Source organism: Rhodococcus sp. YH1 (assembly GCF_009939605.1).
GTDB classification, from domain to species: domain Bacteria; phylum Actinomycetota; class Actinomycetes; order Mycobacteriales; family Mycobacteriaceae; genus Rhodococcus; species Rhodococcus aetherivorans.
This window is the reverse complement of sequence record NZ_WVTE01000258.1, coordinates 19,932-32,692: the sequence shown is the minus strand read 5'-3', so window position 1 is coordinate 32,692 and position 12,761 is coordinate 19,932. Positions and strand designations below refer to the sequence as shown.

General features: G+C 71.2%; 11 protein-coding genes and 1 tRNA gene. All 12 read left to right on the top strand.

Annotation, left to right across the window (positions count from 1 at the left end; translation table 11 throughout):
- The first annotated feature begins 210 nt into the window (after positions 1 to 210).
- The 12 genes from AIIKEEIJ_RS25830 to AIIKEEIJ_RS25775 all read left to right on the top strand — a co-directional run bounded on the left by AIIKEEIJ_RS25830 (position 211) and on the right by AIIKEEIJ_RS25775 (position 12,748).
- Complete coding sequence (locus tag AIIKEEIJ_RS25830) at positions 211 to 1,977, top strand: CTP synthase (RefSeq protein WP_006936731.1); 1,767 nt, start codon at positions 211 to 213, stop codon at positions 1,975 to 1,977.
- A gap of 6 nt (positions 1,978 to 1,983) precedes the next feature.
- Positions 1,984 to 2,613, top strand: a complete 630-nt coding sequence (locus AIIKEEIJ_RS25825) for an NUDIX domain-containing protein (RefSeq protein WP_161996859.1) — start codon at positions 1,984 to 1,986, stop codon at positions 2,611 to 2,613.
- A gap of 4 nt (positions 2,614 to 2,617) precedes the next feature.
- Positions 2,618 to 3,535, top strand: a complete 918-nt coding sequence (gene xerD / locus AIIKEEIJ_RS25820; RefSeq protein ID WP_006936739.1) for a site-specific tyrosine recombinase XerD — start codon at positions 2,618 to 2,620, stop codon at positions 3,533 to 3,535.
- Between the two features lie 100 nt (positions 3,536 to 3,635).
- Complete coding sequence (locus AIIKEEIJ_RS25815; protein WP_006936740.1) at positions 3,636 to 4,601, top strand: ParA family protein; 966 nt, start codon at positions 3,636 to 3,638, stop codon at positions 4,599 to 4,601.
- Between the two features lie 3 nt (positions 4,602 to 4,604).
- Complete coding sequence (locus AIIKEEIJ_RS25810) at positions 4,605 to 5,444, top strand: segregation/condensation protein A (RefSeq protein ID WP_161996858.1); 840 nt, start codon at positions 4,605 to 4,607, stop codon at positions 5,442 to 5,444.
- Positions 5,441 to 6,127, top strand: a complete 687-nt coding sequence (gene scpB, locus AIIKEEIJ_RS25805; RefSeq protein WP_006936742.1) for an SMC-Scp complex subunit ScpB — start codon at positions 5,441 to 5,443, stop codon at positions 6,125 to 6,127. Before AIIKEEIJ_RS25810 ends, scpB begins: the two co-directional genes overlap by 4 nt.
- Positions 6,128 to 6,139: 12 nt before the next feature.
- The gene (locus AIIKEEIJ_RS25800; protein WP_006936744.1) at positions 6,140 to 7,144 is read left to right on the top strand and encodes a pseudouridine synthase; all 1,005 of its coding nucleotides are present in this window, start codon (positions 6,140 to 6,142) and stop codon (positions 7,142 to 7,144) included.
- Positions 7,145 to 7,161: 17 nt separating this feature from the next.
- Positions 7,162 to 7,824, top strand: a complete 663-nt coding sequence (gene cmk / locus AIIKEEIJ_RS25795) for a (d)CMP kinase (RefSeq protein ID WP_044475988.1) — start codon at positions 7,162 to 7,164, stop codon at positions 7,822 to 7,824.
- On the top strand, positions 7,821 to 9,242 hold the full coding sequence (gene der / locus AIIKEEIJ_RS25790) for a ribosome biogenesis GTPase Der (RefSeq protein WP_006936753.1): 1,422 nt from the start codon (positions 7,821 to 7,823) through the stop codon (positions 9,240 to 9,242). Before cmk ends, der begins: the two co-directional genes overlap by 4 nt.
- 83 nt (positions 9,243 to 9,325) lie before the next feature.
- Positions 9,326 to 9,399, top strand: a tRNA-Pro gene (locus tag AIIKEEIJ_RS25785).
- Positions 9,400 to 9,660: 261 nt separating this feature from the next.
- Entirely contained in the window at positions 9,661 to 12,321 is a 2,661-nt protein-coding gene (gene adhE / locus AIIKEEIJ_RS25780; RefSeq protein WP_161996857.1) for a bifunctional acetaldehyde-CoA/alcohol dehydrogenase, read from the top strand.
- A complete protein-coding gene (locus tag AIIKEEIJ_RS25775) occupies positions 12,311 to 12,748 on the top strand; it encodes an SRPBCC family protein (protein ID WP_006936756.1) in 438 nt (145 codons plus the stop codon). Before adhE ends, AIIKEEIJ_RS25775 begins: the two co-directional genes overlap by 11 nt.
- Positions 12,749 to 12,761: the final 13 nt, after the last annotated feature.

Here is a 12,761-nt window from a genome sequence, read left to right as displayed (position 1 = left end):
GGAACCGGCCCCAACGCCGGCGCCGTCACCGTCGGAACCGCCGCCCGCTGACGGGCGCGGCGCGGCGAACGGTGTGATCCCCGTCCGATCCGGGCGAGTCGTGCACGCGGGACCCACGACAGGTGTTACCGTGAAGTTCCGTGGGTCGTGCAGGCCCCAGCAGTTCCGTCATCAGTCCGAAGTCCTGCACCAGACGTCACGGGAGCTTCTTTGCCACAGTCACGCCACTCGCGTACCGCCACCAAGCACATCTTCGTCAGCGGGGGCGTCGCCTCCTCACTGGGCAAGGGGCTGACGGCATCGAGCCTGGGCGCTCTTCTCACCGCGCGCGGCATGCGCGTGACCATGCAGAAGCTCGACCCCTACCTGAACGTCGACCCCGGCACCATGAACCCCTTCCAGCACGGCGAGGTCTTCGTCACCGAGGACGGCGCCGAAACCGACCTGGACGTGGGCCACTACGAACGCTTCCTCGACCGCGATCTCAACGCCGCCGCCAACGTCACCACCGGCCAGATCTACTCCACGGTCATCGCCAAGGAGCGGCGCGGCGAATACCTCGGCGACACCGTCCAGGTGATCCCGCACATCACCGACGAGATCAAGAACCGGATCATGGCGATGGCCGGCCCCGACAAGGACGGCAACGTTCCCGACGTGATCATCACCGAGATCGGTGGCACCGTCGGCGACATCGAGTCCCAACCGTTCCTCGAGGCGGCCCGTCAGGTCCGTCACGACGTCGGCCGCGGCAACGTCTTCTTCCTGCACGTCTCCCTCGTGCCCTATCTGGCCCCGTCGGGTGAGCTGAAAACCAAGCCCACCCAGCACTCGGTGGCGGCGCTGCGCAACATCGGCATCCAGCCCGACGCGCTGGTGCTGCGCTGCGATCGGGAGGTCCCCGCCGCCCTCAAGGCGAAGATCGCGCTGATGTGCGACGTGGACGTCGACGGCTGCATCTCCTGCCCCGACGCCCCGTCGATCTACGACATCCCCAAGGTCCTGCACCGCGAAGGACTCGACGCCTACGTCGTCCGCCAGCTCGGCCTGCCGTTCCGCGACGTGGACTGGACCGTGTGGGGCGACCTGCTCGACCGGGTGCACCAGCCGCGTGAGACCGTGCGGGTCGCGCTCGTCGGCAAGTACGTCGACCTGCCCGACGCCTACCTGTCGGTCACCGAGGCGCTGCGCGCCGGTGGTTTCGCGCACCGCGCCAAGGTCGACATCCGCTGGGTGCCCTCCGACGACTGCGAGACCGAGGCCGGCGCCCAGGCCGCGCTCGGCGACGTGGACGCGGTCCTGATCCCCGGAGGCTTCGGCATCCGCGGCATCGAGGGCAAACTCGGCGCGATCCGCTACGCCCGCACCCGCAAGATCCCGCTGCTCGGCCTGTGCCTGGGCCTGCAGTGCGTGGTCATCGAGGCGGCCCGCTCGGTGGGCATCACCGACGCGAACTCCGCCGAGTTCGATCCCGACACCACCCATCCGGTGATCTCCACGATGGCCGATCAGGAGCAGGCCGTCGCCGGCGAGGCCGATCTCGGCGGCACGATGCGGCTCGGCGCCTACCCGGCCGTACTCGCCAAGGGCTCGGTCGTCGCCCGCGCCTACGGCGGCGAGCAGGTCTCCGAGCGGCACCGCCACCGCTACGAGGTCAACAACGCCTACCGCGACCGGATCGCCAAGTCGGGCCTGAGGTTCTCGGGCACCTCCCCGGACGGGCATCTCGTCGAGTTCGTCGAGTACCCCGCCGACCTGCACCCGTTCTTCGTGGCCACCCAGGCGCATCCCGAGCTCAAGAGCCGCCCCACCCGCCCGCACCCGCTGTTCTCCGCGTTCATCGCAGCCGCGCTGCGGTACAAGGCCGCCGAGCGCCTGCCCGTGGACGTGCACGGCGACGACGCGGACGAGGTCGACGTGGACGGCGGCGACGCGGTCGTCACCACGTCCGAGAACGCCACCGCCGGCGGCAAGTAGCCGACCGTGACGCAGCGACACGAGTTCCGGACGCTGTCCACGCGCCGGATCTACACCGGCGCGATCGTGTCGCTGCGTGTGGACCGGGTCGCCATGCCCGACGGGCACGAGGCCGAACGGGAGGTGGTCGAACACCACGGCGCCGTCGCGATCGCCGCGGTCGACGAGCAGGACCGGCTGATCCTGATCCACCAGTACCGCCACCCGCTCGGCCACCGCCTCTGGGAGCTGCCCGCCGGGCTGCTCGACGCGCCCGGCGAGGACCCGCTCGACGCGGCCCGCCGGGAACTCGCCGAGGAGACCGGCCTGGCCGCCGCCCGCTGGGACCTGCTCGTCGACCTCGCCCTCTCGCCGGGATTCACCGACGAGGCCGTGCGCGTGTACGCGGCCCGGGGCCTGTCCGAGGCCGACCGGCCCGACCCCGAACACGAGGAGGCGGACCTCGAGATCCGCCGCGTCCCCGTCGCCGAGGCCGTCGCCATGGTGCTCGGCGGCCGGATCGTCAACGCCACCGCCGTGTCGGGGATCCTCGCCCTCGCCGCCACCCGCCGCGACGCGGGCGCCCTGCGCCCCGCCGGGGCCGAGTGGCCCGACCGGCCCCGCGCCCTGCTGCGCACCAAGCGCGACGGGAACTGACGCGGTGCTCGCCCGCCAGCTCGACGCCTACCTCGACCACCTCACCGTCGAGCGCGGCGCCGCCCCCAACACCCTGGCGTCCTACCGGCGCGACCTCACCCGCTACCTCGACCACCTCACCGACCGCGGCATCGACGACCTCGCCGACGTCCGCGAAGAGCACGTCGGCGACTTCGTCACCGCGCTGCGCCGAGGCGACCCCGACCGCGGCAGGCCCGCCCTCGCGGCCAGCTCCGCCGCCCGCGCCCTCGTCGCCGTGCGCGGACTGCACCGCTTCGCCACCACCGAAGGCCGCACCCCCGTCGACGTCGCCCGCGCCGTCAAACCCCCCGCCGCGGGCCGGCGCCTGCCCAAGGCCCTGTCCGTCGCCGACGTGCTGGCCATCCTCGGCTCCGCGGGCACCAGCGCCGACGGGCCGCGCGACCTGCGCGACCGGGCGCTGCTCGAACTGCTGTACTCCACCGGGGCACGCATCTCCGAGGCCGTCGGCCTCGACGTCGACGACCTCGACACCACCAACCGGTCGGTGCTCCTGCGCGGCAAGGGCGGCAAGCAACGCGTCGTGCCGGTCGGCCGGCCCGCCCTGGCCGCCGTCGACGCCTATCTCGTGCGGGGCCGGCCCGCCCTGGCCACCGGCCGCACCCCCGCACTGTTCCTCAACGCCCGCGGCGGCCGCCTGTCCCGGCAGAGCGCCTGGCAGGTGCTGCAGACCGCCGCCACCCGCGCCGGGGTCACCGCCGCCGTCTCCCCGCACACCCTGCGCCACTCCTTCGCCACCCACCTCCTCGACGGCGGCGCCGACGTGCGCGTGGTGCAGGAACTGCTCGGCCATGCCTCGGTGACCACCACACAGATCTACACGCAGGTCACAGCCGGTGCGCTGCGCGAGGTGTGGGCCGGGGCCCACCCCCGCGCCCGATAGCGCCCGCGACGGCAGGGCGTGTCCACGGCGCCATCGCACCACCCGAAGCGGTAGCGTTGATCCGACAGCCGAGCGAGCAGGACAGGGGGAGCAGGGGATAGTGGGGACACCACAACCGCCCGCAGCGGACACAGCGCCGGCAGCACAGCACGCCCTGCTCCACGGCCGCCCCGGCGCCGACGCGGCACACGCCGGCCCGGAGCACACCCACACCGCGGAACCCGAGGCCGAGCTCGGCCCCACCGGCCGGCCCCGCCGGCACGTCCCGGAACCGCAGCCGCTGCCCAGCCATGGGCCCGCGAAGATCATCGCGATGTGCAACCAGAAGGGCGGGGTCGGCAAGACCACCTCGACCATCAACCTCGGTGCCTCGCTCGCCGAATACGGCCGCCGCGTCCTGCTCGTCGACCTCGACCCGCAGGGCGCCCTGTCCGCCGGTCTCGGTGTCGCCCACCACGACCTCGACCTGACCGTGCACAACCTCCTCGTCGAACGCGGCGTCTCCGTCGACGACGTACTGCTGCACACCCGCGTCGAAGGCCTGGACCTGCTGCCCAGCAACATCGACCTGTCCGCCGCCGAGATCCAGCTCGTCTCCGAGGTCGGCCGCGAACAAGCCCTCGGCCGCGCCCTGTACCCCGTCCTCGACCGCTACGACTACATCCTCGTCGACTGCCAGCCGTCCCTCGGCCTGCTCACCGTCAACGCCCTTGCCTGCGCCGACGCGGTGATCATCCCGATGGAATGCGAGTACTTCAGCCTCCGCGGACTGGCCCTGCTCAACGACACCGTCGACAAGGTGCGCGACCGGCTCAACCCCAAGCTCAGCCTCGCCGGGATCCTCGTGACCATGTTCGACTCGCGCACCCTGCACGCCCGCGAGGTGATGTCCCGGGTCGTCGAGGTCTTCGGCGACCTCGTCTACGACAGCGTCATCGCCCGCACCGTCCGGTTCCCCGAGACCAGCGTCGCCGGAGAACCCATCACCACCTGGGCGCCGAAGTCCGCCGGCGCCGAGTCCTACCGGGCCCTGGCCCGCGAAGTGATCCACCGCTCCGGCCGATAGCCCGTGACCGTCGACACCCCCGGCCCGGCCGCGCCCGACCCTGCCCGCCCCGCCCCGCCCCCCGCGGGCTTCCAGGTACGGCTGCGCAACTTCGAGGGCCCCTTCGACCTGCTGCTCACCCTGATCTCCCAGCACCGCCTCGACGTCACCGAGGTCGCCCTGCACGAGGTCACCGACGAGTTCATCGCCTACACCCGCGCCCTCGGCCCCGAGATGGGACTCGACCAGACCACCGAGTTCCTCGTCGTCGCCGCGACCCTGCTCGACCTCAAGGCCGCCCGCCTCCTGCCCTCCGGCGACGTCGACGACCCCGAGGACCTCGCCCTGCTCGAGGCCCGCGACCTGCTCTTCGCCCGCCTGCTGCAATACCGCGCCTTCAAACAGATCGCCGACCTGTTCGCCGAGTTCGAAGCCGCCGCCCTGCGCCGCTACCCACGCGCGGTCTCGCTCGAACCGCAGTACGAGAACCTGGTGCCCGAGGTCGTCCTCGGCGTCGACGCGGCCCGGTTCGCCGAGATCGCCGCCGCCGCCTTCCGGCCCAAGCCGCCACCCCGCGTCGGCCTCGACCATCTCCACACCCCCCGGGTCTCCGTCCCCGAGCAGGCCGCCCGCCTGCTCATCCTGCTGCGCGCCCACGGCGCCGGCACCTGGGCCACCTTCGGCCAACTCGTCGCCGAATGCGACAACAGCCTGCAGATCGTCGCCCGGTTCCTCGCGCTGCTCGAGCTCTACCGCGAACGAGCCGTCACCTTCGACCAACCCGAGCCGCTCGGGCCGCTTCAGGTGGCCTGGACCGGCGAGAACGACGACGCCGTCACCACATTCGAGGAGGACTACGGGTGAGCAGCGACACGCCGGACCCCGACCCGCGCGGACTCGACGCCGAACTGCTCGAGATGACCGACGACGAACTCGCCGCCGCCCTCGAGGCGCTGCTCCTCGTCGTCGACACCCCCGCCCCCAACGCCCAGCTCGCCGACGCGATCGGCGTCACCGCCACCCGCGTCGAGACCACCCTGCACCGCATGGCGGCCGACCTCGACGCGCGCGGCTCGGGCATCGACCTGCGCTACGCCGGCGACGGCTGGCGCTTCTACACCCGCCGTGACTACGCCCCGTACGTCGAACGGCTCCTGCAGGGCGGCGCCCGCACCAAGCTCACCCGTGCCGCCCTCGAAACCCTCGCCGTCGTCGCCTATCGCCAGCCCGTCACCCGCGCCCGCGTCAGCGCCGTCCGTGGCGTCAACGTCGACGGCGTCATGCGCACCCTCCTGGCCCGCGACCTGATCGCCGAGGACGGCACCGACCCCGAGACCGGCGGCACCCGCTACGTCACCACCGAACTGTTCCTCGAACGCCTCGGCCTGGCCTCCCTGCAGGACCTGCCGCCCCTCGCGCCGCTGCTCCCGGACGTCGATGTGATCGACGACATCAGCGAAAGTCTCGAGGCCGACCCACGATTTGCGAGAATGGGAAGGAACCCGCGCACCGAGTCCACCTCGCCCGCGCCGTTCGATCCCGATTGAGACAGGAAAAAAGTGCACAAGCCCGCTCGCCGTGATGGCACACCGGACCGCAGAAAGACCACCTCCCGCGCGGGGAACCCCCCGCGCGAACGACGGGGCGAACCCGCCGCCCGCGCGGCCACGCCCAAGAAGGCACACCGCAAGGGCGACACCCCGCTCAACAAGCGCGGCCGTCCCGCCGCCCCCAAGCCCCAGGCCCAGCGCCCGGCGGCCCTCCCCAAGATCAGCAACGCCAAACCCGCCCGGCACCAGCACGCCGCCGAGCGCCCCCAACTGCCCGCCGGCGAAGGCATGCGCCTGCAGAAGGTCCTCGCCCAGGCCGGAGTGGCGTCCCGCCGCGCCGCCGAGGAACTCATCGCCGCCGGCCGCGTCGAGGTCGACGGCTCCATCGTCACCGAACAGGGCCTGCGCGTGGACCCCGAGAACGCCGTCGTCCGCGTCGACGGCGTGCGCGTCGTCGTCAACAAGGACCTCGTCCACCTCGTGCTCAACAAGCCGCGCGGCTGGCAGTCCACCATGTCCGACGACCTCGGCCGCCCCTGCGTCGGCGACATCGTCTCCGAACGCGTCGCCGCCGGACAACGCCTCTTCCACGTCGGCCGGCTCGACGCCGACACCGAAGGGCTGCTGCTGCTCACCAACGACGGCGAGCTCGCCCACCGGCTCATGCACCCCTCCTACGAGGTGACCAAGACCTACCTCGCCACCGTCAAGGGCGTCCTCCCGCGCGGTATCGGCAAGCAGCTGCGCGCCGGCGTCGAACTCGACGACGGCCCCGCCAAGGTCGATTCCTTCGCGCTCCTGCAGGTAAACGAGGGCCAGTCCCTCGTCCGCCTCGAACTGCATGAGGGCCGCAAGCACATCGTGCGCCGCCTGCTCGACGCCGTCGGCCACCCCGTGATCCGCCTGGTCCGCACCGACATCGGACCCGTCGCGCTCGGCGACCAGCGACCCGGCACCCTGCGGGTGCTCGGCCGCAAGGAAGTCGGCGGCCTCTACCAGGCGGTGGGCCTGTGAGCTCCCTGATCGTCGCCATGGACGGCCCGTCTGGCACCGGCAAGTCCACCGTCTCCAAGCGGCTCGCCCGCCGCCTTGGCGCCGCCTATCTCGATACCGGCGCCATGTACCGGGTCGCGACCCTGCACGCCCTGCGAGCGGGGGCGGACCTGACCGATCCCGCCGCCATCGCCGCCGCCACCGCGTCCCTGCCCTGGTCGATCGGCACCGACCCGGAAGTCGAGGACATCCGGCTCGCCGGGGAGGACGTCCGCGAGATCATCCGCGGCGGCGAGGTCACCGGCGCCGTCTCCGCCGTTTCCGCCGTCCCCGCGGTGCGTCGGGCCCTCGTCGCAGCGCAGCAGAGCATCGGCCGCGACGCCGGGCACATCGTCGTCGAGGGGCGCGACATCGGCACCGTCGTGTTCCCCGACGCGGATGTGAAGATCTACCTCACCGCCTCCGCCGAGGCCCGGGCACAGCGGCGCAACCGGCAGAACATCGCCGAAGGCCGCGGCGACGACTACGAGGCGGTGCTCGCCGCGGTGCAGCGCCGCGACCACCTCGACTCCACCCGCGCGGTCTCCCCGCTGCGCGCGGCGGACGACGCGGTCGTCGTCGACACGAGCGACATGGACATCGACGAAGTGATCGCCGCGCTCGCCGCCGTGGTCGCCGAGCAGACGGGAGCGACCCTGTGAGCGAGGATGTGACGGAATTCGCCGGCGACGGCACCTGGTCGGAGGAAGCGGACTGGGACCTCGAGCTCGTCGGGGACGACGAACTCGAGGAGTTCGTGCCCGTGCCGACCGTCGCCGTGGTCGGACGACCCAACGTCGGCAAGTCGACCCTGGTCAACCGCATCATCGGCCGCCGCGAAGCGGTCGTCGAGGACGTGCCGGGCGTGACCCGCGACCGCGTCTCGTACGAGGCCAACTGGAACGGCCGCCGATTCATGGTGCAGGACACCGGCGGCTGGGAGCCCGACGCGAAGGGCCTGCAACAGTCCGTCGCGCGGCAGGCGGAGATTGCGATGCGCACAGCCGACGCGATCCTGATCGTCGTCGACGCGACCGTCGGCGCCACCGCCGTCGACGAGGCGGTCGCCAGGGTCCTGCGCCGCTCCAAGACGCCGGTGCTGCTCGTCGCGAACAAGGTCGACGACGACCGCGTCGAGTCCGAAGCGGCCGCCCTGTGGTCGCTGGGCCTGGGGCAGCCGTACTCGGTGTCGGCCACCCACGGTCGCGGCACCGGGGACCTGCTCGACGAGCTGCTCTCGGTGCTGCCGCAGACCCCGCGCGAAGGCACCGGCGGGGGAGGCCCGCGTCGTGTCGCGCTGGTCGGCAAGCCCAACGTCGGCAAGTCCAGCCTGCTCAACAAGCTGGCCGGCGACGAAAGGTCGGTGGTGCACAACGTCGCCGGCACGACGGTCGACCCGGTGGACTCCCTCGTCGAGCTCGGCGGAAAGACCTGGCGGTTCGTCGACACCGCCGGCCTGCGCAAGCGCGTCAACACCGCCTCCGGGGCCGAGTTCTACGCCTCGCTGCGCACCCGCGGCGCCATCGAGGCCGCGGAGGTGGCGGTGCTGCTGATCGACGCCTCCGAGCCCATCACCGAGCAGGACCAACGGGTGATCTCGATGGTCGCCGACGCGGGCCGCGCCCTCGTCATCGCCTTCAACAAGTGGGACCTCGTCGACGAGGATCGCCGCTACGAGCTGAGCCGGGAGATCGAACGCGATCTGCTGCGCGTGCCGTGGGCGGCGCGCGTCAACATCTCCGCCAAGACCGGCCGGGCCGTGCAGAAGCTCGTGCCGGCCATGGAGACCGCCCTCGAGTCCTGGGACAAGCGCATCTCCACCGGCCGGCTCAACACCTGGCTCAAGGAGGTCGTCGCCGCGACTCCGCCGCCGATGCGCGGCGGCCGCCTGCCGCGGGTACTGTTCGCCACCCAGGCCGGCACCCGGCCGCCGACGTTCGTGCTGTTCACCACCGGCTTCCTCGAGGCCGGCTACCGCCGATTCCTCGAGCGGCGGCTGCGCGAGGAGTTCGGCTTCGAGGGCAGCCCGGTGCGGATCTCCGTGCGCGTGCGCGAGAAACGGGACCGCCGCGGCAAGTAGCACCCGAAACGGTCCTGACCAGGCGATTGGTGAATCGGTCCGTCCCTGTTGTAATCTCAACGAGCGCTCGACGAGAGCGCGGACGGGCTGTGGCGCAGCTTGGTAGCGCACTTGACTGGGGGTCAAGTGGTCGCAGGTTCAAATCCTGTCAGCCCGACCCACGACGAGGCGGTCCCGAATTCACCGGGACCGCCTCGTTCGCGTGCGGGCCACCCTCCGCGGCCCGGTTCCAGGACTGCCGTGCTGCTCCGGCCCACCCCGGAACCAGCCGCCCAGGGTGCGGCAGCGGCAGCTCCGCGAAAGGCCCACGGTCAGGGTCCAAAGACCGCAGTCAACACCTCGAGCCGCGAGTACTGTCGCGAACAGGAGCCGCGGCCACACCGAGGCGCGACGGGCATCTCCAGTCCGAGGAGACAACATGACCGAAACCCGGATCGGCACCGAATCCCAGGCCACCAACAGCACCGGCGACGCCGCCACGGCGGAGGCGACTCCCGCCGTCGACACCGGCCCGGTCCGGCACGAGCAGATCGACGCGGTCGTCGACACGGCGACCACCGCGGCGGCCGAGTTCCGCACCCTCGACCAGCAACAGGTCGACGCGATCGTCGAAGCCATGGCGCAGGCCGGCATCCGGGCGGCCGCGGAACTGGCATCGGTGGCGATCGAGGAGACCGGATTCGGCGTCTTCGAGGACAAGGTCGTCAAGAACTACGTGGCCACCGAGTTCCTCTACGACTACCTCAAGGACAAGAAGTCCGTGGGCGTGATCGAGGAGGACGTCGAGCGCAGCATCGTCCGCGTCGCCGAACCCATCGGCGTGGTCCTGGCGATCACCCCGGTCACCAACCCCACCTCCACGGTGCTGTACAAGGCGATCGTCGCGGCAAAGACCCGCAACGCCGTCATCTTCCGGCCCTCGCCCTTCGCCGTGCGGTCGTGCGAACGCACGGTCGAGATCCTGCGTGCGGCAGCCGAAGCGGCCGGTATGCCCCCCGGCGCGCTGCAGGTCATTCCCGACGCCGCCCACGAGGTCACCCACTACCTGTTCAAGCATCCTCGGGTCGACTTCATCTGGGTCACCGGCGGGCAGAAGATCGTCTCCCTCGCCAACGCGGCCGGCAAACCCGCGCTCGGCGTGGGACCCGGCAACGCCCCCATCTATCTGCACCGCACGGCCGACATCAAGGGCGCCGTCGTCGACATCCTCATCTCGAAGACCTTCGATGCCTCCGTGATCTGCCCCGCCGAACAGACCTGCATCATCGACGACGAGATCTACGACGCCACCGTCGCCGAGTTCGAGCGGATGGGGGCGCACGTACTCACGGACGAGCAGGCCGCCGCGGTGGCCGAATTCGCCTTCGGCTGCGGCGACAAGGTCAACCTCGCCGCTCTCGGCCAGCAGGCTCCCGAACTGGCCGCCCGCGCGGGCTTCACCGTGGATCCAGCGGTCAAGGTGCTCCTGGCGCCGTTGCCCTCCGACCTCGACCAGCTCGCCGCGCACCCTCTGGTGCAGGAGAAGCTGATGCCCGTCCTCGGTCTCGTGCGCGCCCGCGACGTCCAGCACGGCATCGACGCCGCCGTGCTCGTCACCGAACACGGCGGCCTCGGCCACACCTCCGCCATCTACGCCACCGATCCGGCGGTCATCGACGCCTACGGTCTGGCCGTGCGCACCGGACGGATCCTCGTCAACGCCCCCACCGCGGTCGGCGCGCTCGGCGGGATCTACAACAACCTCACCCCCACCTTCTCCCTGGGTTGCGGCACTTGGGGCGGATCGAGCACCACCGAGAACGTCAACTACCAGCAGCTGCTCAACATCAAGACCGTCGCGCACCGGCGCACCCCGCCGCAGTGGTTCCGCGTGCCCTCCAACACCTACTTCAATGCCGGTGCCCTCGAGAACCTCCGCGAGGTCCCGTGTACGAGCGTTGTGGTCGTCACCGACGCGTTGAGCGAACAGCGGGGAGTCGTCGACGAGCTCCGCGCCCACCTGCGCGCGGAGCACATCAAGGTGTTCAGCGAGGTCGAACCGGAACCGGACGAGGCCACCATCCGCCGCGGCGTTGCGCTGCTCGAGGGGTACCCGCCGGACCTGCTCATCGCCATCGGCGGTGGGTCGGTGATCGACGCGGCGAAAGCGATCCGGTTGTTCTACGAACACCCGGAGAAGGATCTCGCGGAGCTGACGCTGCCGTTCCTCGACCCCCGCAAGCGCATGGCGGAGTACCCGCAGGATCCACACAAGCTGCGGCTGGTGGCAATCCCCACGACCGCCGGCACCGGATCGGAGGTCTCACCCGCGGCCGTCCTCACCGTCGCCGGCCGCAAGGAGACCCTCGTCGACTACTCGCTGGTTCCGGATATGGCGGTGGTGGACCCGATGCTCACCCTCTCGATGCCGCGCACCCTGACCGTCGACACCGGCATCGACGCGCTGACCCACGCGCTGGAAGCGGTAGCCTCCATCTTCGCCTCGCCCTACACCGATGCGTTCTGTGTCCAGGCCGCGCGCCTGATCTTCGAGGCGCTGCCGCGGGTGTACGACGACCCGAACGATCTGTCCGCCCGCACCGACATGTCCAATGCCGCCACTCTTGCCGGACTCGCCTTCTCGAACGCCTTCGTCGGCACGAACCACGCCCTCGCGCACTCCGTCGGCGCCAGGTTCGGCATCGCCCACGGCCGGGTGAACGGCGTGTTCCTGCCCCACACCCTGCGCTACAACGCCAGCCTGCCGACCAAGTTCATGCCGGCCCCGGGCTACTCCGCGTACGTCGCGCCCGAGAAGTACGCTCAGCTCGGGCGGATCGTCTTCGGGGGGCACGAACCCGAGGAGAGCCGCCGCCGGCTCTTCCAGGGTGTCGAGGTCCTGCTCCGCCGCATGGGGGTGCCGCGCACCCTGAAGGAGATCGGCATCGCGGAGGACGAGTTCCTCGCCGCCCTGCGGGAGCTGGCGATGACCGCGTTCCAGGACCTGAGCAACCGCACCAACCCGCGGATGCCGCTGATCAGCGAGATCACCACCCTGCTCCGGCTCGGCTACTACGGGGACGGCGAGCATGCCCACTGACAGCGCCACCAAGACCGTCCAGGTCGAGGCGCCCTTGGGCACCGTGCTCGCGACCATCCGTGACCTCGAGAGCCAGACCGAGTGGATCCCCGAGATCCTCGAGGCCGAGGTGCTCGAGGTCGACGAGGAGACCGGATTGCCGCGCACCGCCCGGTTCAAGGCGTCGGCCACCGTCGGTACCGACAGCTACACCCTGACCTACCGGCACCGCGACGACGGCATGAGCTGGTCGATGCTCCAAGGACGCCTGCAGACCGGGCAGGAAGGGCGCTACCAACTCGACGCGGTCGGTCCGGCCAGCACCTCCGTCACGTACGAGCTGACCATCCACCACAACCTGCCGCTGCCCGGTTTCCTGCGGAATCGGGTGATCAAGGGCCTGGTCGACAGTACGCTCACCGGTCTGAAGAAGCGCCTGGAGAGCTGAACGCGGGCGGCGC

Excerpts from the sequence above, each read along its gene's own strand:
- adhE (WP_161996857.1), top strand. The coding sequence starts at position 9,661 with ATGACCGAAACCCGGATCGGCACCGAATCCCAGGCCACCAACAGCACC.
- cmk (WP_044475988.1), top strand. The coding sequence starts at position 7,162 with ATGGACGGCCCGTCTGGCACCGGCAAGTCCACCGTCTCCAAGCGGCTC.
- AIIKEEIJ_RS25775 (WP_006936756.1), top strand. The coding sequence starts at position 12,311 with ATGCCCACTGACAGCGCCACCAAGACCGTCCAGGTCGAGGCGCCCTTG.